The organism is Nonomuraea sp. NPDC049624 (assembly GCF_040675255.1).
Lineage (GTDB): Bacteria > Actinomycetota > Actinomycetes > Streptosporangiales > Streptosporangiaceae > Nonomuraea.
Window position 1 is genome coordinate 225215 of record NZ_JBFAOR010000006.1, and the last position, 21688, is coordinate 246902.

The following is a 21688-nucleotide window of genomic DNA, read 5'->3' on the forward strand; positions in this document are numbered from 1 at the left end:
CCCTGCTCACTGTCCCGCGCGCGTACGCACCGGCGGCGCGTCCGAGCCTGTGGGAGGAATCTTCCTGCTCTTGATGGCGAACGTCATCACATCCTTGAACACGGGGGCCGCGAGCTGGCCGCCGAAATGGCCGTTCTTGGGGTTCTGGAGCACCGAGAGCACCACCAGCCGGGGCGCGTCGGCGGGCGCGAACCCGACGAAGGAGGCCGTGTAGCCGTCGTAGCGGCCCAGCTCGGCGTCGTAGCGGTCGGCCGTGCCGGTCTTGCCCGCCACCCGGTAGCCGGGGATGGCGGCCAGCGCGCCGGTGCCCTCGGCGCTCACCGCGGTCTCCAGCATCGTCGTGATCTCCTTGGCCGTCGTCTCGCTCACCACTCTGGTCTGCCTGCCCGCGGGAGCCGGGACGAACCTGCCGGACGCGTCGGTGGTGCCCGCCACGATCTGCGGATCGACGCGGACGCCGCCGTTGGCGATGGTCTGGTAGACGCTGGCCGTCTGCAGGGCGGTCACCGACACGCCCTGGCCGTAGGCGACCGTGCAGCTCTGGCTGCCCGACCAGTTCTTGTAGTTGGGCAGCAGGCCCGCCTCTGCGTTGGGCACGCCGCCCGCCGGGGTGGTGCCGAACCCGAACGCCCTGAGCATCGCGTACAGGCGCTCGCTGCCGACCTTGCGGGCGGCCATGATCGTGGCGACGTTGCTGGACTGGGCCATGGCCTGCCGGAAGGTCATCGCCTCGGGCTTGTGGGCGTGGGCGTCGCGCAGCACCCGGTCGGCGCACCTGATGTTGTCGGGCACCTGGAACACCGTGTCGGGGGTGACCTCCTTGGCCTCCAGCGCGGCGGCGGCGGTGATCACCTTGTTGGTGCTGCCGGGCTCGAACACGTCCGCGGCGGCCTTGTTGACGTAGGAGGAGGCGGGGGCCCGGCGCCAGTTGCCCAGGTCGAGCTCGGGCGCGTTGGCCATGGCGATGATCTGGGCGGTCCTCACGTCCATGACGATGACCGCGCCGCTGCTCGCGCCCGACTCGCGCACCTGCTCGGCGACCGCCTTCTGGGCGGCCCACTGGATGTCGCGGTCGATGGTGAGCCGGACGTCCTGGCCGTTGACGGGCGCGGTGCGCTCGCTGCTGGTCATGGGGATGCGCAGGCCGTCGCGGCCGGTCTCGACCCGCTGCTTGCCGTCGCGGCCGGCCAGGATCGTGTTCTTGGCCTGCTCCATGCCGCCCAGGCCGTTGCCCTCGTCGCCGACGAAGCCGATGAGGCTGCCGGCCAGGTCGCCGGCCGGGTAGTCGCGGCGGTAGGTCTTCTTCGCGCTGAGCGCGGGCACGCGGGCCTGCAGCAGGCGGGTGGCCACGACCGGGTCGACGTCCCGGGCCAGGAGCTGGTAGCGGCTGCCGGTCCTGGACAGCTTGGCGGTCATCTCCTCCACGGTCTTGCCGAGCTGCCTGGCCAGGATCGCGGCCACGTTCGCGCGGGCGGCCGCGGGGACCTTGGAGGGGTCGATGGACACCTCGCGGGCCTCCGACGTACGGGCCAGGGCGTTGCCGTTGACGTCGGTGATCGTGCCGCGCTTGGCGGGGATCTCCTCGACGTGCTGGCGCTGGCCGACGGCGGCGGCCTCGTAGACCTTGGAGTCGAGGCCCTGCATCTGGATCAGCCGGCCGGCGAAGATCGACAGGATGAAGGTCATGCCGATCAGGCCGATGTTGATGCGCCGGCGCGGGCTGCCCAGGCGCAGCACCAGCGGGGGCCTGGGCGGGCGCGGCGGGGCGGGCGGGCGGCGCGGGCCCCTGGGGGGCGGCACGTCCGCGCCGCGGCGCAGCAGGCCGCGCTCACGCCCGCGTGCCTGGTCCAGCCCTGAGGCGCGCACCTGGCCGGACGCCGGGCCGCGCGCCTGACCGGCCCTGGGACCGCGGGTCTGGTCGGGCCTGCCGCCGCGCCCCTGCTCGGGCCGGGATCCGCGGCTCTGGGCCGGCCCCGAGCCCGGCCGCGCCGATTCGGACCGCGAGCCGCGCGCCGGGTCGGACCGCGAGCCGCGCCCCTGGTCGGATCGCGAGCCGCGCGCCGGGTCGGGCCGGGAGCCACGGGACTGGTCGGATCTCGAGCCGCGGGCCTGGTCGGGGCCGGGACCGTCGCCGCGGCGGCGCGGCCCCTCCTGCGGCGCCCGGTCCCGGGCGCCGTCGTCGCGCCCCTGGGCGGCGCGCCCGCGCGCCCGGTCGCCCTCGTCCCGGGCGGCACGGCCACGCGAACGGTCTTCGCCGTCGCGGCTCTGCGGGGACCGCCCGCGCGGGCGGTCGTCGTCGCGCCCCTGGGCGGCGCGGTTGCGGGAGTCGTCGCGGGAGTCGTCGCGCGGGCGGCGGCGTGGGCCGTCGCCCGGGTCGCGGCGCGAGCGGGCGCCCTCGTCGTCGTCGCGAGGCCGGGCGCGGTCGCCGTCGTCGCGGCGCTGCCGGCCGCGGGAGCCGCCCGCGGAGTCGCGGCGGGCGCTGCCGCGCGCGTCGTCGCCGGGGTCGTGGGGCCGGCGGCCCCTCAGGTCGTCGTCGAACGGCAGGTCGAACGGGTCGGGAGGACGCTTGCGCGGCGAATCGTCCGGCGCCGCCGGGCGGCCGGCCCCGTCGGAACGGGCAGAGCCCCCTCGCCCTGACCGCCCCGGACCCCCCGGCGTACGACGAGCGGCGCCGGGCCCTCCGGGAGAGCCGGCGCCGCCAGCGCCGCGGCCGGGACCCTGTCCCCTGCCGCCTGAATCCCTCACCGCTCCGGGACCGCCTGGGTACTCGGCTCGCCCTTGTCCCAGGGCCGCAGGTTCTTGTCCAGGTGGTAGCCCTGCGCCTCGGCGCGGTCGGCGATGTTCTGGGGCTGCATCTTGCGCTCGTACTCCAGCCGGAGCGCTTCCTTCTCCTGCTGGGCCACCGCGATCTCCTCGCGCAGCTTGGCGTCGGTGATGGCGTCGCGGTTGAGCATGATGTTGAGCAGCAGCAGGCTCACCAGCCCACCGCACATCAACCCGACGACGAGCAGCACGAACGGCGCCCGCTGCCGCTTGGTCGAGGTTCGCCGCGCGGCGGGACGGCGCGCGGGCGCGGCGCTCTCGCCGGGACGCGCGGCCGCCGGCCGCCGGCCGGCGGTGTCAGGACGGGGCCGCGGCTTGGTCTGGTGCGAGACGCCCGGCCTGCGCGTGCCCGGCTTGGGCATGGCGCGGCGGACGGGCGCGACCCGGCCGGTCTCCTGCTCAATCGTCAACGCGGATCCTCTCTGCCGCCCGTAGCCGGGCCGAGGCCGCCCGCGGGTTACGGGCGAGCTCTTCATCGCTGGGGAGCTCGGCTCCCCTCGTCAGCAGGCGGAACCTCGGCTGGTGTGCCGGTAGCGGGACGGGCAGCCCTGGCGGGCTGGTGTCCTTGGTTCGCGCCGTGAGGGCCTGCTTGGTGAGCCGGTCCTCAAGGGAGTGGTAGGCGAGCACGACGACCCGCCCACCTAGCGCCAGCGCGTCGAGCGCCGCGGGCAGCGCCGCCTCCAGGGCGGACAGCTCCGCGTTGACCTCGATGCGCAGCGCCTGGAAAGTCCTCTTGGCGGGGTTGCCGCCGGTGCGCCTGGTCGCCGCGGGGATCGCGTCGCGCACGATGTCGGCGAGTCTCTTGGTGGAGGTGATGGGCTCCTTGGCGCGTTCCTTGACGATAAGCCCCGCGACCCTCGGCGCGAAACGTTCCTCGCCGTAGTCGCGCAGGATTCGTGCCAGGTCGGCGGCCGGATAGGTGTTGACCACCCGCTCGGCCGTCAGCTCCTGCTCGGTGTCCATGCGCATGTCGAGCGGGGCGTCGTAGGAGTAGGCGAAGCCGCGTTCGGCCTCGTCGAGCTGCGGCGAGGAGACGCCGAGGTCGAACAGCACGCCGTTGACCGTGGGATGCCCGGCCTCGGCGATGACCTGGGCCAGGTCGCCCGAGGAGGCGTGGACCAGGGTGGTGCGGCCGGCGTAGGGGGCGAGCCTGAGGGTGGAGAAGTCGATCGCGAACGGGTCGCGGTCGATCCCGATGAGACGAAGGGAGGGGAAGGCGGCGAGCAGGGCCTCGGAGTGGCCGCCGAGCCCGAGATTGGCGTCGACGACGACAGGCTCCGGCCCCGACAGCGCCGGGCCCAGCAGCTCCAGTACGCGCTCGAGCATCACCGGAACGTGACCGCCCGTGCCTGCGTTGTCGTCCATCTCCAACCCCCCCTCTCGCGTCCTGCTCGCGGATGAACGCGTATCGGTCAATCGTCAGTCATTCCTGGGTCCCCACCCGGCGCCGCCCGGCCAGGTCCCCATCCGCACCCTCTTCGTGGACGCCCGCCCTCTGACACCGGGGAAGGTGCATCAGTTGGCAGGCAGTGGTTGCGGGTGGAGACCTCGCCGAACGACATCACCGACGGATCGACCGTGGTCACTACAAGATCCCTGGCAGCACCTCCTCCGACAGATCGGCGAACGCCTGCTCCTGCGCGTTGAGATAGGTGTCCCAAGCCTGGGAGTCCCAGATCTCCAGCCGGGTGTTGGCCCCGATGACGACGCAGTCACGTTCCAGGCCGGCGTACTGGCGCAGGCTCTGCGGGATCGTGACGCGTCCCTGCTTGTCTGGTTTCTCGTCGGACGCGCTGGCGAAGAAGACGCGGCTGTAGTCACGCACCGCCTTGGCGGTGACCGGGGCGGTGCTGAGAGCCTCGGTTATGCGCTGGAACTCCTCTACTGGAAAGACGTAGAGGCATCGCTCCTGGCCTTTGGTGATCACAAGACCCTCCGCCAGCTCCTCACGGTACTTAGCCGGCAGGAACAGCCGTCCCTTGTCGTCAAGACGCGGTTGATGGGTGCCGAGGAACATCGGCGCCACCTCCCGTGCCTCAGTGAAGCGCTCAGCACTGGTGCACCGGGCCCTCCACTGCGCACCACCATACTCCACTTCTCCCCACCGTCAACTGATTCGAACCGTCTTCATCATCAGTTTCCGTTGCGTTACCGCAGGTCAGGGCGGTGGAGCGGGGGTGGGGGGCGCCGGGGGGCGGGCCAACCCTCATGGGCGTGTCGAGGGTTCGAAAGACCGGCGGTATAGGGGCTCGCGGCGGGCGCGAAGGCGGGGGTGGAGGAAAGTGGGGCGGCCAAGGGGGTCAGTGTCACGGGATTCGCACTGCTATGCGACAAGAACAGGAACATCAGCGGGGTTCCCTGGAATATCCACAAATGTCGCTCAAGAACCCGCAGCGTCGTAGGGTCGTACAGACAATGGAAAAGGAATGGCATGGCTCCCGTAATGGCACCGTGCGGGACAGCCGTCGCACTATGGAGGCCTGGTGGCACTAACCCATGACGTCCCTCCCCAGCTTGACGAGCTGGTCTCCACCGCCCACCGAATCCGGCAGGCCATCGAGTCGGTGATCGAGGGAAAGAGCGACGCCGTCCGTCTCACGCTGACCGTCCTGCTCGCCGAGGGCCACCTTTTGATCGAGGACGTGCCGGGCGTCGGCAAGACGATGCTCGCCAAGGCGCTGGCGCGGTCCATCGACTGCCCGGTGCGCCGCGTGCAGTTCACGCCCGACCTGTTGCCCAGTGACATCACCGGGGTCAGCGCCTACAACCAGCAGACGCGTGAGTTCGAGTTCAAGCCCGGGCCGGTGTTCGCCAACATCGTCGTGGGCGACGAGATCAACCGCGCCTCCCCCAAGACGCAGTCGGCGTTGCTGGAGTGCATGGAGGAGCACCAGGTCACCGTGGACGGCGTGACGTACCCGCTGGACGCCCCCTTCATGGTGATCGCCACCCAGAACCCCATCGAGATGGAGGGCACCTATCCCCTCCCCGAGGCCCAGCGCGACCGGTTCACCGCCCGGGTCGCCATGGGCTACCCCGAGCCGACCGCCGAGCTGGAGATGCTCGACGTGCACGGCAGCACCTCGCCGCTGGACAAGCTGGAGCCGGTCGCCACGACCGCCGAGGTGCGCGCCCTGATCGAGGCCGTGCGCGGCGTGTACGTCTCGCAGCCGGTCAAGAAGTACGCCATCGACCTCGTCGTGGCCACCCGCCACTCCCCCGACCTGCGGCTGGGCGCCTCCCCCCGGTCCACGCTCCAGCTCGTCCGCGCGGCCAGGGCGCACGCGGCGCTGGCCGGGCGCGACTACGTCATCCCCGACGACCTGCAGGACCTAGCCGTGCCCGTGCTGGCGCACCGGCTGCTGCCCAGCGTCGAGGCCCAGGGCCAGCGCCGTCTGCCCGAGCAGGTGGTGACCGACCTCGTCAGGCGGGTGCCGGTGCCGGAGACGCGAGCGTCGTGAGGGCCGGACTGCGGGCGCTGACCTCCCGCGGCAGGTCGTTCCTGGCCTCGGGGATCGCGGCGCTGCTGATGGCGCTGATCCTGGGCGAGAACGACCTGTTCAGGATCGGCGTGCTGGTCACGGCGCTGCCACTGCTGGCCGCGCTGGTGGTGGCGCGCACCAGGTACCGGCTGAGCTGCGCGCGGAGGCTGGACCCGCCCAGGGCGGAGGTGGGCGGGGAGGCCACGGTGACGTTGCGCCTGGAGAATGTGACCAGGCTGCCGACCGGGCTGCTGCTGATCGAGGACACCGTGCCGTACGCGCTGGGCGTGCGGCCGCGGTTCGTGCTCGACCGGGTGGAGTCCAAGGGGGTGCGGGAGATCGACTACCGGGTCCGGTCCGACCTGCGGGGCAGGTACACGATCGGGCCGCTGTCGGTGCGCATCGCCGACCCGTTCGGGCTGGTGGAGCTGACGCGGGCGTTCACGATCAGCGACACGCTCGTGGTGACGCCGCAGGTGGTGGCGTTGCCGCACGTACGGCTGTCGGGCGAGTGGACGGGCGGCGGCGACAGCCGCACCCGGAGCGTGGCCGCGGCCGGCGACGACGACGTGGCGCCGCGCGAGTACCGGCAGGGCGACGACCTGCGCCGGGTGCACTGGCGCTCGACCGCCCGGCACGGCGAGCTGATGGTGCGCCGCGAGGAGCAGCAGTGGCAGAGCCGCGGCGCGCTCCTGCTGGACACCCGCAGGCACGCCCACCGCGGCGAGGGTCCGCGCTCCTCCTTCGAGGTGGCGGTCTCGGCTGCGGCCTCGATCGGCGTGCACCTCGCCCACGAGGGCCTGGGCCTGCGGCTGGTCACCGACCAGGGCGCCGAGCACCTGACCGACCAGGGGCTCAGCTACTCGCTGCTGGACACGCTGGCCGTGGTGCGGCACAGCTCGGCCCGCTCCCTGGAGATGGGCATCTCCGCCCTGCGCCAGGGCGGCGGCGACGGCCTGATCGTGGCCGTGCTCGGCGCGCTCGACCCCGAGGAGGCCAGGGAGCTGGCCAGGCTGCGGCACAGCGGCGTCACCGGTGTCGCGGTCCTGCTCGACGCCGGCACCTGGGAGGGCGCCGGCCGGGGCTCGCACGAGAACTTCGACGCCGTGCAGGGCGTCCTGGCCGGTTACGGCTGGCGGATCGTCCGCCTGCCCGCCGGCACCTCCATCGCCTCGGTCTGGCCGGACGCCGCCAACCGCGGCAGGTACGCGCTCAACCCCACGGGAGGTGCGGCATGAGGCTGACGGCCGCCTCGGGTGTGGCCGCGTTCGCCGCGGCGATCCTGCTCTATCCGCTCTTCCAGGGCGGCGCCTGGTTCTGGACGTCGCTCGGCGCGGTGCTGGCCGTGATGGCCGCCGGGCTGATCAGCTCGCGCCTGTCGCTGCCCGCCTGGGCCGCGCCGCCGGCCGGGCTGGCCGCGTTATGGATCTTCCTGACCGTGGTCTTCGCCTCCGGCAAGGCGTGGGCGCTGGTGATCCCGACCAAGGAGTCGGTGTGGGAGCTGGGCCGGCTGCTCGGGGCCGGCTGGGCCGACATCCAGCGCTACGCCGCGCCCGTGCCGCCCACGGACGGCATCACGCTGCTGACCGCGGGCGGCGTGGGCGTCATCGCGATCGCCGTGGACCTGCTCGCCGCGCGGCTGCGGCGGGCGGCGCTGGCCGGGCTGCCGCTGCTGGCGCTGGCCACCGTCCCGGCGACGATCCTGGCCGAGCCGATCAGCTGGCCCGCCTTCATCATCGCCGCGCTCGGCTTCGTCAGCCTGCTGATCGCCGACGGGCGCGAGCGGGTGGGCCACTGGGGACGGGCGGTGCTCGTCCGCCGGACCAGGGCGGCGACCGGGCCGCGTCCGGACACCGGCGGGGCCAGGGCCGACACCAGCGGCCTGCGGCTGTCGGGCAAGCGCATCGGGTTCGCCGCCATCGCGCTGGCCGTGCTGCTGCCGGCCGCGCTGCCGGTGATGGAGCCGGTCTCCTTCTTCCAGTTCGGCGTCGGCGGCCGGGGCGGCGGCAAGGGCAACTCGATCAGCATCGCGAGCCCGATCGCCAGCCTGCGGGGGCAGCTCGAACTGCCCGAGCGGCGCGTGGTGCTCACCTACAACAACAACGACAACAAGCCCAGGTACCTGCGGATCTACGCACTGGACACCTTCGACGGCCAGCAGTTCGGCATGACCGAGCCGAAGGGCTCGCCGGACAACAGGACGGACAACGGCCCGCTGCCGCCGCCTCCCGGCCTGAGCGCGAGCACGAAGGTCAGCAACGTCGTCACCAGGATCCGGATGAGCGACGAGATCGAGCGGCTGCAGTTCCTGCCGCTGCCGTACCCGCCGCGGCAGATCCGGGTGGACGGCGACTGGCGCGCCGACGTGGGCACGCTGATGGTCTTCTCCATCCCCGACGAGGCGGCCGGCCTGGAGTACGAGGTGGCCACCAGTGAGCCGGCCGCCACGCCGGAGCTGCTGGAGTCGCTGGAGGGCGTCCAGCCGAGCGTGGACCGGCGGTACCTGAAGCTGCCGGACAACCTGCCGCCGGAGATCGTCCGGCTGGCGCGTTCGCTGACGGCGCAGACCAACTCCAACTACGAGGCGGCGGTGAAGCTCCAGCAGTTCTTCACCAAGGACGGCGACTTCCGCTACGACCTGCGCACGCAGGGCCACGGCAACTCCGCGCTGCGGGACTTCCTGCTGCGTGACCGCACGGGCTACTGCGAGCAGTTCGCGGCCTCGATGGCGGTGCTGGCCAGGATCGTCGGCATCCCGTCGCGGGTGGCGATCGGCTACACCGGCGGCACGAAGGCCGGCGACAACTGGACGGTCACGACCGGCGACTCGCACTCCTGGCCCGAGCTGTACTTCGAGGGCGTGGGCTGGCTGCCGTTCGAGCCGACGCCGTCCGGGTCGCTGGGGCAGGGCAGCGCGCGGGTGCCGGACTACACGGTCCCGCCGGCGCCTTCGACGACGCCGTCCACCTCCCCGAGCAGCGGCGCGACCGAGTCCGGCGCCGACGACCCGATCAACCCCTCCACCCGGCGCAACCCGCGCGAGCTCGACCGTGAGGGCCTGATCGCCACGGGCGGCCTGCCGCCGGACGACTCGATGCCGCTGATCGGCAAGATCGGCATCGGCGCGGGCGCTCTGCTGCTGCTCCTGCTGGTCCCGGCGGCGCTGCGGCTGCTCACCAGGAACCGGCGGGTGCGCGCGCTGGGCTGGAAGGTCTCGCAACCGGCCGACGACCTGACGGCCAGGATCGCGACCGCCCACCACCCGTCGATCGCGGCCGTGTGGGCCGAGCTGGACGACGTGCTGTGCGACTACGGCATGACCCGCGGCGCCAGCGAGACCCCGCGGGCGCTGGCCCGGCGGCTGAGCCAGCAGTACGAGTTCGACGCCGAGTCGGCGGCCGCCATGACGGCCATCGCGACGACGGTCGAGCGGGTGCTGTTCGCCAGGGACCCGGGCACGATCGGGCCCATGAGAAAGGACCTGCGCAAGGTGCGGCAGGCCCTGGCGGCGACGGTGTCGCGGGGAAGGCGGATGCGGGCGGTGCTGCTGCCGCCCTCGACGCTGCGGCGGCTGCGGGCGCTGGGCGAGCGCCTGCTGGACGGCTTCGACCTGCTGGAGAACATCAGGCTGCGGCGGACGGCGGCCCACAAGGGCGCCTGAACCGCCGGTCCAGGACCGAGCGTGCGGTCGCTCCCCGGAAGGGGAACGGCCGCACGTTCGCGTATGGCGGAGGTTCGGAGCCGGTGAGCAGCGGCGAGGAGGTCAGCGCTCGTCGTGACGACGGCGCCAGCGCTCCTCCATGCGCTCCATGAAGGTGCCCCGGCCGGCGCGCCGGGGCTGCCTGCCCGCGCCGCCCGCGCCCGGGGCCGGCGGCGAGTCGCCGAACCCGTTCATGCGCTTCCAGCTGGACAGACCCCACAGACACGCGGCGAGCATGACCACGAAACCGCCGACGCCGAGCGGGATCTGACTCATGACCACGCCGACCATCATGATCACGACGCCGAGCGCAAAGCCGATGGAGGCTTTGATCAGGCGACGCTTGTAATGGCTGCGCGGGTCACTGATCCTTACGGTGTTGGCCCACTTCGGGTCCTCGGCGTAGAGGGCCTGCTCGATCTGGTCGAGCAAGCGCTGCTCGTGCTCAGAGAGCGGCACGGCGCCTCCCAAGGACAGCCCCAGGACGGGGAAGACGGCAACGGACGACACGGGGTGTCCGAACCTCGCGGTCGGTTATCCCCAGAATACGAGGCTGTAGACGTAGGCGAAAGCAAACGTCCAACGCAGACCAAACCGGAGGTGACGTCATGGCTCCATTGTGGACCATCTCGCACCCCTTCCCCCAAAATCGCGACATCCTTCTCCTACCCGACTGACCGATCAAGTAGGACATGGGCGTCATGTCTCTATTTCATCAAGCTTGCCACGTACCAGCGACGCTGGGAGCACCGCATCGGGGCCAAATCTCCGGATCGCCTTGTCCATCGCCTGTTCGGCCTCGCGCCAGCCGGTCTCCCGCTCGCCCAGACCGAGCTGGTGGGTGGCCTCGCCGGCCGGGCGGAGGTTCTCCATCCGGACCCCGACCAGGCGCAGGCGCACCCGTTGGAGACCGGCGGCCTCGAACAGCTCGCAGGCGGTGGCGTAGATCACCTGGGCGACGTCGGTCGGCTCCCGCAGGGTGCGCGAGCGGGTGATCGTGGTGAAATCGGCCCGGCGCAGCTTCACACTTACCGTTCTGCCCACGTGTCCGCCCTTACGCATCCGGGCCGCCACGCGCTCGGCCAGGCGCAGCAGCTCGCGCCGGATCACCTCGGGATCCTCGACGTCGGTGGCGAAGGTCTCCTCGTTGCCGATGCTCTTGTCGGGCACGTGCGCGGTCACCGGACGCTCGTCGCGCCCCCAGGCCAGCGTCGCCAGGTGGCCGCCGACGGCCTGCCCGAGCTCGCGCTGGAGCGTGCCCAGGGGCACCCTGGCCAGGTCGCCGACGGTGCGGATGCCGAGCCGGACGAGGGACTGCTCGGTGCGCTCCCCCACGCCCCACAACGCCGAGACCGGCAGCGGGTGCAGGAAGTCGACCACCTGCCCTTCGGGCACCACCAGCAGCCCGTCGGGCTTGCACTGCTTGGAGGCCAGCTTTGCCACGAATTTGCTGGAGGCCACCCCCACCGAGCAGGTGATGCCGTAGCGGTCGAGCACCTGCTCCCTGATCATGGCGGCGATCGCCGCGGGCGGGCCGAGCCGCCGCCGGGCGCCGCCGACATCGAGGAACGCCTCGTCGGAGGCGATCGGCTCGACCAGCGGGGTGATCGAGTGGAAGATCTCCATGACGCCCCTGGAGACCTCGGAGTACTTGCCGTGGCTGGGCGGGATGATCGTGGCCTGCGGGCACAACCGGCGCGCCCTGCTCATCGGCATCGCCGAGTGCACGCCGAACGCCCTGGCCTCGTAGGTGGCGCTGAGCACGACGCCGCGCCCGGCCGGCGAGCCGACGATCACCGGGCGGCCCCGCAGCTCCGGCCGCTCCAGCAGCTCGACGCTGGCGAAGAAGGCGTCCATGTCGACGTGGAGAATCGGGCAGCCGCTGTCATCGACCCCGGTCCGCGGCGCGGGGCCGATGCCTGTGATCTGCTTGCGGGACACGCCTGCGAGTCTATCCGAACAGACGTTCCAGACTAGGGGCGGTGGCCGAGCACGTGCACCTGGGTGGCGACGTCCCGCAGCACGGGATGGACGGCGGCGGCCTGCTCCAGCGCCGCCAGCGCCTCGGCCGCGCCGGGCTCGCCGTCGACGAGCCGGCTGGGCACCAGGTCGGCGAAGACGCGCACGCCGTGGACCGCGCCGACGGTGAAGCCCGTGGCGGTCAGCAGCTGCGCCAGGGTCTCGGCGGTGAACCGCCGCGGCGTGGGGTCGCGGTCGCCCCACGTGCCGCGCGGGTCGGCCAGCACGGCCCTGGCCTCGTCGAACTGCCCGGCCAGCGCCCGGTGGATCGCGCTGGCCACGGGGTTGGCGGCCAGCACGCTGACGGCGCCACCCGGGCGCAGCAGCCCGGCGACGGCGGCCAGCGCGCCGGTGGGGTCGTCGACGTACTCCAGGACGCTGTGGCACAGGACCAGGTCGGCGCTGTCGCGGTCGAGCAGGTCGCCGAGGTCGGCGGTGTCGCCCTGCAGGCCGCGCACGCTCACGCCCTTCTCCTTGGCCCGGCGCTCCAGCGCGGCCAGCGAGTCGGGGCTGGGGTCGACGACGGTGACGGTGTGGCCGAGCTCGGCCAGCGGCACGGCGAACCCGCCGGTGCCCCCGCCGGCGTCGACGATGTCGAGCCTGGCCCGGCCGACGGCCTCGGCACGCTCGGCCAGCACCGACCGCAACGCGCCCCACACGACGGCGGTGCGCACCGCCGGGGTCTTCGTGGTGACGCCTTCTGCTCGCAACGTCGGCTCGCCTCTCTCTCCTCCGCGGGCGGCCCTCGCCCTGTGCGGACGGGCCCAGCCTACGCGGTACGCGCCGTCGCCCGCAGGCCGGACCCTGACCGTCGAAGGCCGCCGCGATCCTCTTGGGCGCTCGCAGCTGCCAGGCGTCGGCCGGCACGCCGTCCTTGTGCGTGAGCCGGGCGAACCACCTGCCGCGCACGGTGGCAGGCGAGGGCGCCGTACGCGGGATTCTCAGCGGTCTCGGGGGCTGCGGTCACGATGGGACCGATGCTCACCCCGGGAAAGCCGGACAAGGCCGGAAAAGGGCGCGTCGCGGCTGGTGACGCGCCACTTCCCCGGACCGGCTCACGGCCCCGCGGCAGGCCGGGGACCGCACCGGAAGGCCGCGCGCCGGCGCGCCTTCCGCCGCCTCTTCGCGAGCCGTACGGACCGTCTGAGTGGAACGTACCCCGAAACGGCCTTCGCGGCCTTTGTCTAAAGGGTGAGGCTTGGCTTGAGTTGCTTGAACCGGGCCAGCAGGCCGTTGATGAACTGGGGCGACTCGTCGGTCGACAGCTCGCCCGCCAGGTGCACCCACTCGCTGATGACCACGCCCTCCGGCACGTCGGGCATCCACAGCAGCTCGTACGTGCCCCCGCGCAGCAGGTTGCGGTCGACCGCGGGCATGCGGTCGAGCGTCCAGCCCTCGGAGTAGGTGGTGATCAGGTCGTCGATGCGGGCATGGTGGCGGGCGACGCCCTCGACGATGGCCGAGGTGTACTCGTTGACCGGCGGCTCCTGCCGCTCGACGCGCTCGGCGAGGATCTTCAGCGGATCCTCCGAGCGCAGCTCGGCCTCGAAGAGGATGTCAAGGGCGCGCCTGCGTGCTTTGCCGCGTGCAGACACCTCAGGCCCGGCCGAGGTATTCGCCGCTACGGGTGTCGACCTTGACCTTCTCGCCGGTGGTGATGAACAGCGGCACCTTGATCTCGGCGCCGGTCTCCAGCGTGGCCGGCTTGGTGCCGCCGGTGGAGCGGTCGCCCTGCAGGCCGGGCTCGGTGTTGGAGATCAGCAGCTCGACGGCGGCGGGCAGGTCGACGTAGAGCGCCGAACCCTCGTTGAAGGCGATCGTGGCGAGGGTGTTCTCCAGCATGTAGTTGGCGGCGGTGCCGACGGTGCGTGCGGGCACGTTGACCATGTCGTAGGTCTCGGTGTCCATGAAGACGAAGTCGTCGCCGTCCTTGTAGGAGTACTGCATCTCGCGCTTGTCGACGTTGGCCACGTCGACCTTCACGCCGGCGTTGAAGGTCTTGTCGACGACCTTGCCGGAGAGGACGTTCTTGAGCTTGGTGCGCACGAACGCGCCGCCCTTGCCCGGCTTGACGTGCTGGAACTCGACAACGCTCCAGAGCTCACCGCCCTCGAGCTTCAGCACCATGCCGTTCTTGAGGTCGTTGGTCGTCGCCACTCGTTCTCTCCCGCGTGTGGCCGCTCTAAAGGACGAGCAGCTCCTTGGTGGTCTTGGTGAAAAGTTCCGGCCCGCCCTCACGGGTCACGAGGGTGTCCTCGATGCGAACCCCGCCCCGCTCGGGGAGGTAGATCCCAGGCTCGACGGTGATCGGAACTCGATCCTCTAGTCTACCGGTCCTGGAGGGGCCCAGGAACGGGTCCTCGTGGATCTCCAGGCCGACGCCGTGGCCCAGGCCGTGCCGGAAGTGCTCGCCGTGGCCCGCCGCCTCGATCAGGCCGCGGGCGGCCGCGTCGACGTCCTTGGCCAGGGCTCCCGGGGTCAGGGCGTGCCGGCCGGCTCGCTGGGCGCGCCTGACCAGGTCGTACAGCTCGCGCTGCCAGGCGGCGGGCGCGCCCAGGCAGACCGTCCTGGTCATGTCGGCGTGGTAGCCGTGGTAGCGGGCGCCGAAGTCCATCGTGACCAGGTCGCCGGCGCGCAGCTCGCGGTCGGTGGGGGCGTGGTGCGGGATCGCGCCGTGCTCGCCGGCGGCGACGATCGTGTCGAACGCCGGCTTGTCGGCGCCCAGCTCGGTCATGCGGTTGTCGAGAAGGCGGGCCAGGGCGCGCTCGGTGAGGCCCGGCGCGATCATCGGGAGCACGTCGGCGAAGGCCTGGTCGGTCAGGGCGCAGGCGGTGCGGATGAGCTCCAGCTCCGCCTCGTCCTTGACCGCGCGCAGCTCCTCGACCAGCGGGCCGAGCGGCACCAGGCCCCCGCCCTTGCCGTCGCCCTCCTTCAGGCCCGCCTCCAGGCGGCGGAAGGTCGCCACGGTCATGGCGGCGGCCTCGATGGCCACGCCCGGCGCGGCCAGCCGGCCGGCCACGTCGGGCGCCTCGACCGCGGGCACGTCGAGGGCGCGCGTCTTGTCGATGTAGCGGTTGTCGGTCGCCAGCAGCGCCGAGCCGTCCGCCCTGACCAGGACGGCCGCGTTCGAGCTGACCAGCCCGGTGAGGTAGCGGACGTTGACGGGGGAGGTGACGAGGAGCGCGGGGACCTCGTGGGCGGGCAGCGCCGCGGCCAGGCGTGCCCGGCGCGCCGCGTGGTCGATGGTCATCCCGCCAATGTACGCGTGCCCCGGCCCTCCCCCACCCGGTCAGGATCGGGGGAAAGCACTGGCCTCCCGTCCGTCACGGTCAGGAGAGGGGAAACCGTCCCGTCACGGTCAGGAGAGGGCGAAGTCGTCCAGGAAGGAGGCGAGCGGGCCCGACAGGGGGACGTCGCCCTTCACCTGGGCCTTGCGCAGGTCACGGTAGACGCCGGCGATCTGGCCGCGGGCGGGCTCGAAGTGGCCGTCCTGGAGCTTCTTGGCGGCCTTCCTGAGCTTGTCGTGGACCTTCTCGGCGACGTGGGGGTTGATGTCGCCGATGTCCTCCTGGGCCGTCACCGCCTCGTCGAACTTCACCAGCCAGTGGTCCCAGCCCCCCGCCGGGGTCTGCCGGGGGCCGAGGGTCGCCTTGGGGCCGACGGTCTGGACCAGGCTGGTGGCGGTGTCGCCCGGGGTGAGGTCGGTGGGACTGGCCTCGGGCGGCTCGGAGGTCGGGCCGGCGGTCAGCGTGACGTCCGGCGACAGGACGGGCGTGGGGGGCGCGCTCGCGCTCGGCTCGGCCACCGGCGTCTCCTTGCGCGAGCCCGCCCACACCACCATGGCGACGGCCACCACGGCGATGACGGCGACGGCGATCCCCATCTGGACCAGCAGCTTGTTGCCGGTACGCGGCGGCGCCTGGTCCAGCCCGGCGGACTCGTAGACGGCGGTGTCGCCGGCCCGCGGGACGCCGTTGAAGTCGTAGACCCGGGTGTCGCCCGGCCGGCCCGCCGCGGCTCCGGCGAGGTTCGGGGCGGTGTTCGCGCCGGTGTTCGCACCACTGTTCGCGCCGGTGTTCGGGGCCGCTCCCGGGGCCGCGCCGGGCCGGGCGATGGCGGCCAGGGCCCGGCGGACGGGCTCGCCGCCCGAGGGCCGCCTGGCGGGGTCGGGCGCGAGCATCGCGAGGACGAGCCGGTCCAGCTCGGCGGGGATCTCGGGCCGGATCGCACTGGGCGGGACGATCCCCTGCCCGGCACCCCCGGGGGCCTCGGTTCCGGATGCCGGGGTTCCGGGGGCCGGACTTCCCTGGGCCGGACTCCCCTGGGCCGGAGTTCCGGGGGCCGCGGTTCCGGGGGCCGCGGTTCCGGGGGCCGCGGTTCCGGGGGCCGCGGTTCCGGGGGCGGCGGGCGGGGACGGCGGGGTGGCGCGCATGCCGGTCACCGGCAGGTCAGGGGTGGCGGCGGGCGGGCGGCCGCACAGGAGCTCGTAGCAGACGGCGCCGAGGGCGTACAGGTCGGCGGCGGCCGTGGCAGGACGGCCGGAGGCCCGCTCAGGGGCCAGGTAGCGGCGTTCGGCCTGGGACGGCTCCTCGTCCGGCAGCCCGAACCCGACGACCTTCAGCACGCCGCTGGCCGCCCGCCGGAAACTGCCGGAGTCGATCTGCCCGTGGAACACCCCGGCGCGGTGCGCGGCGTCCAGCCCCGCGGCCGCCTGCCCGACCAGGTCGCACACCTCGACGATCGGCATGGGCCCCTCGGCCGCCAGGTCCTCCCCCACGCTGGTCCCGGTGAGGAACTCGGTCACCAGGAAGGGGGCGCCCTCCTGGTCGCCCACGTCGAGGACCATGGCCACGTTGGGGTGGATCACCCTGGCCACCGCCTGCGCATGCTGCTTCAGCGCCTCCCGCGCGGCCTCGCCGGCCGCGCCCGCGCCCAGGATCTTCACGGCCACGACCCAGTCGGCGCGGGTGTCGTAGGCCCGCCACACCTCACCCATCGGACCGCTGCCGATGAGCTCGTCAAGCCGGTACCGGTCGGCGACCATCGAAGGCGTAGCGTCGGACATATCCCCGCCAAAAACTCGAAAAGTGGGCTATTTCCGACCCACCATAGGGCCCTCCAGCCCCTCCCCGCCCCATGATCCACACTTCGCACCCCCCGCCACACTGCGCCTGCCGCCCCTCGACATAACGACTTTCGTTATTTACGATTATCGTTATGCCCATGAAGTGGATCAACCGGCTCGAGGTCCTGTTGAGCATCGGCCTCGTCCTCGGCTGCCTCGGCGCGCTCACCGCCCTGGGCGCCACCGTCCTGATCGCCGTGTTCGGCACGGCCAACGGCATCGGCGTGCCGCTGCACGTCTCCGGCGTGACGCCGCCCGTGACCCCCGCCCCGGGGGTGGAGATCGTCGGCGCCACGGCCGACGTGACACTCCGCCCCGTGGGGCCCTCGCCCGCGGCGGCGCTGCTCTACCTCCTGCTGTGGGCGCCGCCCACGGCGACCGGACTGCTCGCGCTGTACACCGTGGTCCGCGCGTTGCGCAGGGCGCGGTCGGGCGACCGGGCGCTGTTCTCCGCCGTCACGGCCGGGCACCTGCGGCGGCTGGGCTGGATCCTGATCGCCGGTTCGCTCGTGTCGGCCGCGCTCGGCACGGCGGCGCAGGCCATACTGTCCGGCATGCTGCTGACGACCGGTCCGGCGTTCGTCCCGGCGCCGGGCGTGCCGCTCGCGGGCCTCGTGGCGGGGCTGTGCGCGCTCGGGGTGTCGGAGATCGTCCGCCGGGGCGTGGCCCTGCTCGACGAGGTCGAGGCCACGATCTGATGCCCGCAGGCACCATCCGGGTACGCCTGGACGAACTGCTCGCCCAGCGCGGCATGACGCTCACCGAGCTGTCGCACAAGGTCGAGATCACCGTCGTGAACCTGTCGATACTCAAGAACGGCCACGCCAAGGCCATCCGCTTCTCCACGCTGACCCGGCTGTGCGAGGCCCTGGGCTGTCAGCCCGGCGACCTGCTCACCTACGACTGAGGGCGGGTGGCCGTACGGCCACCCGCCCTCAGGAGAACTCCGGTCAGGCCGTCGCGGGCTCCGGCGCGCGCGGCGTGCGGGCGGCCGAGGCCGGGGCGTCGTCGAGCGGCTGCGGCGGCGCGTTGAAGACCGCCTCGTCCAGGCGGCCCTCCGAGCGGGCCACCAGGACCGGGACGACCATCTGGCCGGCCACGTTGGTCGCGGTGCGGATCATGTCGAGGATCGGGTCGATCGCCAGCAGCAGGCCGACGCCTTCGAGCGGCAGGCCCAGCGTGCTCAGCGTGAGCGTCAGCATGACGATCGCGCCGGTCAGACCGGCGGTGGCGGCCGAGCCCACGACCGAGACGAACGCGATCAGCAGGTAGTCCCCCACCCCGAGGTGCACGCCGAACACCTGGGCCACGAAGATCGCGGCCAGCGCCGGGTAGACCGAGGCGCAGCCGTCCATCTTGGTGGTGGCGCCGAAGGGCACCGCGAAGGAGGCGTAGTCACGGTCGACGCCGTTGCGCTCGACGGTGACGCGCTGGGTCAGGGGCAGCGTGCCGACCGAGGAACGGGAGACGAAGGCCAGCTCGATGGCGGGCCAGGCGTTGCGGAAGAACGTGATCGGGTTGACCTTGCCCCAGACCGCGAGCAGCGTCGGGTAGACGGCCAGCAGGACGATGAAGCAGCCGACGTACACGCCGACGCTGAACTTGGCCAGCGGGGCGAGCAGGTCCCAGCCGTACGTGGAGACGGCCTTGCCGATGAGGCCGGCGGTGCCGATCGGGGCCAGGCGGATGACCCACCACAGGGCCTTCTGCACCAGTTCGAGCACCGAACGGCTGAGGTTGAGGAACGGCTCGGCCTTCTCGCCCACCGCCAGGGCCGCCGCGCCGAGGACGACACCCAGGAAGACGATCTGGAGGACGTTCACCTCGGTGAAGGCCGTGACGATGTTGGTGGGCAGGATGCCGGTGACGAAGTCGAGCCAGGTGCCGGCGCCCTCGGTGTCGACGGCCTTGGCCGCGCCGGTGTCGAGGGTGACGCCCTGGCCGGGGTTGATGATCAGGCCGAGCGCGATCGCGAAGGCCACCGAGACGAACGCGGTGATCAGGAACCACAGCAGGGTCTTGGAGGCCAGGCGGGCGGCGCCGTTGACGTTGCGCAGGTTGGCCACGCTGACCAGCACGGCGGTGAACACCAGCGGCGGCACGGCGAGCTTGAGGAGCTGGACGAAGATCTTGCCGACCTGGGTCAGCGTCTCGGCCAGCCAGGCCACGTCCCAGATCTTGGCGACGAACCCCAGGGCGACGCCGACGGCCAGGCCGAGCAGCAGCTGAAGGGAGAAGGTGAATCTCTTCACGGGAGGAAGGCTCCGGAAGTCAGGCATGCCGCGGCGAAGGGGGCATGCGGGTGAGGAAGGGGGGAGTCTGGGGGACGCGCCGATCAGCGACAGAGGGATCCGTGCAGACGGCACAGATCCACGTGCAGACGCTCGACGAGCCGCACGATGACCACAGAGAACCTCACGAGGACGTACAACACCATCCCAAACGGGGCATATTCCCGCTCGGCATTGTGACGTGCGTCACACCCCTTCCGAAGCCCGCCCGATCAGGCGGCCAGCTCCTTGACCTTCTCCAGCAGGCGGACGCGCTCCTCGTGGGTACGGCCGAGCGGCGCGACGTTGAGCGTCGTGACCCCCGACTCCTTCAGCGCCGCGATCCGGTCGCGGACGAAGCCCTCGCTGCCGATCAGCGACATGTTCTCCAGCAGCTCGGCGGGCACCAGCGCGGCGGCCTCGTCCTTCTTGCCCTCCAGGTAGAGGTCCTGGATCTGCTCGGCCTCCTTCTCGTAGCCGTAGCGCCGGGCCAGGTCGTTGTAGAAGTTCTTGCCCTTGGCGCCCATGCCGCCGATGTACAGGGCGGCCATCGCCCGGCCGAAGTCGCGCAGCCCGGCCACGTCGTCGCCGATGGCCAGCGCCGCCTGGGCGATCACGTCGAGCTCCCCCAGCTCGGGGTCGCGCTTCGCCCGGCCGGCGGCCAGCGCCGGGCCCCACACGTCGGCGGCCTTCTCCGGGTAGTAGAAGATCGGCTCCCAGCCCTCGGCCAGCTCGGCGGTCATCTCCACGTTCTTGGGGCCGATGGCGGCGACCACGATCGGGATGCGCGGGCGCACCGGGTGATTGATGATCTTCAGCGGCTTGCCCAGGCCGGTGCCCTCACCGGCGGGCAGCGGCACCTGGTAGTTGCGGCCCGCGTGCTCCAGCCGCTCGCGCCGCCACACCTTGCGGCAGATCTCGATGACCTCCCGGGTACGCCCGATCGGCGCGGTGTACGGCACCCCGTGGAAGCCCTCGATGACCTGCGGCCCCGACGTCCCGATGCCCAGCGTGAAGCGCCCGTCGGAGACGAAGTCCATGCCCGCGGCGGTCATGGCCAGCAACGTCGGCGTACGGGAGTAGATCGGCAGGATGCCCGAGGCGATCTGCACCCGCTCGGTCTTCGCCGCGATGTACCCCATCTGGCTGACGGCGTCGAAGCTGTACGCCTCGGCCACGAAGACGATGTCGAGGCCCGCCTTCTCGTAGTCGGCCAGCTCGGCGACCGTCTCCTTGAAACCGCCCGAGTAGTTGAGTGCCATACCGATGCGCATGCCGGGCTCCCGATGAACCGAATGTTGTTCCGTTGCGACGTCAACAGGTTAGCGTGTCGGCGTGTCGCGCGGCGAAGCACTAGCCTGGTTCGGGTGCTGAGCCGGGTCGTCGTCATCGCCTCCGCAGTGGTCGCCCTGGCCCTGGCGGGTCATTCGCTCATCCCGTCGCTCGGCGGATTCACGCCCGTCCTGGAGAGCCTGCTGCCCTGGATGGGGCTGGCGGTGCCGCTGCTGCTGCTCCTCGCCCTGCTGGCGCGCTCCAGGGCGGCCGCGCTCGCGGCGCTGGCGCCCGGCCTGGTGTGGGCGGCGATGTTCGGCTCCACGCTGCTGGCCGCGCCGCCCGGCGGCCCCAGCGACCTGGCCGTCGGCACGGTCAACGTCGGCGTGCGCAACAGCGCCTCCGGCGAGGCGGTCAAGGCCATCGCCGAAGGGCTCGACCTGCTGGCCGCCCAGGAGCTGACCCCGGGCGGGCCCGCGGCCAAGCAGCTCAACAAGCTGTTCCGCTACCACTACCCGGTCAGCACGGTCGGCCTGTGGAGCCGCTACCCGATCAGCGAGACCCGCCCGCTCGACGTCGGCATGGGCTGGCCGCGGGCGCTGCGCGCGGTGGTGAGCACCCCCAAGGGCAAGGTCACCGTCTACGTCATGCACCTGGCCTCGGCCAGGCCCGGCCACACCGCCTCCCGCGACGCCTCCCTGGCCCACGCCCGCCGGCTCGTCGACGCCGACCCCAGCAAGCGCGTCCTGCTGCTCGGCGACCTCAACACCGCCACCACCGACCGCGGCATGCGCGGCCTGACCCCGCCGCTGACCGACGCCCAGAGCGTGGCCGGCGACGGGTTCGGCTTCACCTGGCCGGCCGAGTTCCCGATCACCCGGCCCGACCACATCCTGTTCAGGGGCATGACGGCGACCAAGGCGGGGGTGGCCCCGGCGACCGGCAGCGACCACCGCGCGGCGATCGCCTCCCTGCGCTTCTAACCGCTTCCAACCGC

19 protein-coding genes are annotated in these 21688 nt (G+C 72.3%); 6 read left to right on the forward strand and 13 right to left on the reverse strand.

Going from position 1 to position 21688, the window contains the following annotated elements; translation table 11 throughout:
* Nucleotides 1–6: 6 nt before the first annotated feature.
* From AB0J76_RS25700 to mraZ, 4 genes are all read right to left on the reverse strand, one after another.
* Nucleotides 7–2745: a penicillin-binding transpeptidase domain-containing protein gene (locus AB0J76_RS25700; RefSeq protein ID WP_364390662.1), complete on the reverse strand. Its 2739-nt coding sequence runs from the start codon at nt 2743–2745 to the stop codon at nt 7–9.
* Nucleotides 2742–3233, reverse strand: a complete 492-nt coding sequence (locus AB0J76_RS25705; RefSeq protein ID WP_352326978.1) for a hypothetical protein — start codon at nt 3231–3233, stop codon at nt 2742–2744. The genes AB0J76_RS25700 and AB0J76_RS25705 overlap by 4 nt, the downstream gene beginning before the upstream one ends.
* Nucleotides 3223–4188, reverse strand: a complete 966-nt coding sequence (gene rsmH / locus AB0J76_RS25710) for a 16S rRNA (cytosine(1402)-N(4))-methyltransferase RsmH (RefSeq protein WP_352326977.1) — start codon at nt 4186–4188, stop codon at nt 3223–3225. Before rsmH ends, AB0J76_RS25705 begins: the two co-directional genes overlap by 11 nt.
* Nucleotides 4189–4408: 220 nt before the next feature.
* Nucleotides 4409–4840, reverse strand: coding sequence for a division/cell wall cluster transcriptional repressor MraZ (mraZ, locus tag AB0J76_RS25715; RefSeq protein ID WP_352326976.1), 432 nt, complete (start codon nt 4838–4840; stop codon nt 4409–4411).
* A 466-nt stretch (nt 4841–5306) separates the two neighbouring features.
* Between mraZ and AB0J76_RS25720 the strand changes: the two genes are divergently transcribed.
* From AB0J76_RS25720 to AB0J76_RS25730, 3 genes are read left to right on the forward strand one after another with little or no spacing between them, the layout of a single operon-like run.
* Complete coding sequence (locus AB0J76_RS25720; protein ID WP_352326975.1) at nt 5307–6284, forward strand: MoxR family ATPase; 978 nt, start codon at nt 5307–5309, stop codon at nt 6282–6284.
* Entirely contained in the window at nt 6281–7543 is a 1263-nt protein-coding gene (locus tag AB0J76_RS25725; protein ID WP_352326974.1) for a DUF58 domain-containing protein, read from the forward strand. Before AB0J76_RS25720 ends, AB0J76_RS25725 begins: the two co-directional genes overlap by 4 nt.
* Nucleotides 7540–9966, forward strand: coding sequence for a DUF3488 and transglutaminase-like domain-containing protein (locus AB0J76_RS25730; RefSeq protein WP_352326973.1), 2427 nt, complete (start codon nt 7540–7542; stop codon nt 9964–9966). Before AB0J76_RS25725 ends, AB0J76_RS25730 begins: the two co-directional genes overlap by 4 nt.
* Nucleotides 9967–10068: 102 nt before the next feature.
* Here AB0J76_RS25730 and AB0J76_RS25735 read toward each other — a convergent pair whose 3' ends face one another.
* The 7 genes from AB0J76_RS25735 to AB0J76_RS25765 all read right to left on the reverse strand — a co-directional run bounded on the left by AB0J76_RS25735 (nt 10069) and on the right by AB0J76_RS25765 (nt 17089).
* Nucleotides 10069–10464 (reverse strand): DUF3040 domain-containing protein, encoded by a 396-nt coding sequence (locus AB0J76_RS25735; protein ID WP_352326972.1) that lies wholly within the window; start codon nt 10462–10464, stop codon nt 10069–10071.
* Nucleotides 10465–10704: 240 nt separating this feature from the next.
* Nucleotides 10705–11946 (reverse strand): DNA polymerase IV, encoded by a 1242-nt coding sequence (gene dinB, locus AB0J76_RS25740; protein ID WP_352326971.1) that lies wholly within the window; start codon nt 11944–11946, stop codon nt 10705–10707.
* Between the two features lie 32 nt (nt 11947–11978).
* Nucleotides 11979–12734, reverse strand: a complete 756-nt coding sequence (locus tag AB0J76_RS25745) for a methyltransferase domain-containing protein (RefSeq protein WP_352326970.1) — start codon at nt 12732–12734, stop codon at nt 11979–11981.
* Nucleotides 12735–13208: 474 nt separating this feature from the next.
* The gene (gene nusB, locus AB0J76_RS25750; protein ID WP_352326969.1) at nt 13209–13619 is read right to left on the reverse strand and encodes a transcription antitermination factor NusB; all 411 of its coding nucleotides are present in this window, start codon (nt 13617–13619) and stop codon (nt 13209–13211) included.
* Nucleotide 13620: 1 nt separating this feature from the next.
* A complete protein-coding gene (gene efp / locus AB0J76_RS25755; protein WP_352326968.1) occupies nt 13621–14181 on the reverse strand; it encodes an elongation factor P in 561 nt (186 codons plus the stop codon).
* Between the two features lie 25 nt (nt 14182–14206).
* Nucleotides 14207–15274 (reverse strand): aminopeptidase P family protein, encoded by a 1068-nt coding sequence (locus AB0J76_RS25760; RefSeq protein ID WP_352326967.1) that lies wholly within the window; start codon nt 15272–15274, stop codon nt 14207–14209.
* Between the two features lie 108 nt (nt 15275–15382).
* Entirely contained in the window at nt 15383–17089 is a 1707-nt protein-coding gene (locus AB0J76_RS25765; RefSeq protein ID WP_364390667.1) for a serine/threonine-protein kinase, read from the reverse strand.
* A gap of 158 nt (nt 17090–17247) precedes the next feature.
* Here AB0J76_RS25765 and AB0J76_RS25770 point away from each other — a divergent pair, with 158 nt between their 5' ends.
* Together AB0J76_RS25770 and AB0J76_RS25775 are read left to right on the forward strand one after the other, a co-directional pair.
* Nucleotides 17248–17847 (forward strand): DUF2975 domain-containing protein, encoded by a 600-nt coding sequence (locus AB0J76_RS25770; protein WP_352331316.1) that lies wholly within the window; start codon nt 17248–17250, stop codon nt 17845–17847.
* Nucleotides 17847–18056, forward strand: coding sequence for a helix-turn-helix transcriptional regulator (locus tag AB0J76_RS25775; protein ID WP_352331315.1), 210 nt, complete (start codon nt 17847–17849; stop codon nt 18054–18056). The genes AB0J76_RS25770 and AB0J76_RS25775 overlap by 1 nt, the downstream gene beginning before the upstream one ends.
* 43 nt (nt 18057–18099) lie before the next feature.
* Here AB0J76_RS25775 and AB0J76_RS25780 read toward each other — a convergent pair whose 3' ends face one another.
* A complete protein-coding gene (locus AB0J76_RS25780) occupies nt 18100–19401 on the reverse strand; it encodes a dicarboxylate/amino acid:cation symporter (protein ID WP_352327130.1) in 1302 nt (433 codons plus the stop codon).
* A gap of 251 nt (nt 19402–19652) precedes the next feature.
* Nucleotides 19653–20693, reverse strand: coding sequence for an LLM class F420-dependent oxidoreductase (locus AB0J76_RS25785; protein ID WP_352327129.1), 1041 nt, complete (start codon nt 20691–20693; stop codon nt 19653–19655).
* Between the two features lie 93 nt (nt 20694–20786).
* On the opposite strand from AB0J76_RS25785, the gene AB0J76_RS25790 reads away from it, so the two are divergent.
* Nucleotides 20787–21674: an endonuclease/exonuclease/phosphatase family protein gene (locus AB0J76_RS25790; protein ID WP_352327128.1), complete on the forward strand. Its 888-nt coding sequence runs from the start codon at nt 20787–20789 to the stop codon at nt 21672–21674.
* The last annotated feature ends 14 nt before the right edge of the window (nt 21675–21688 follow it).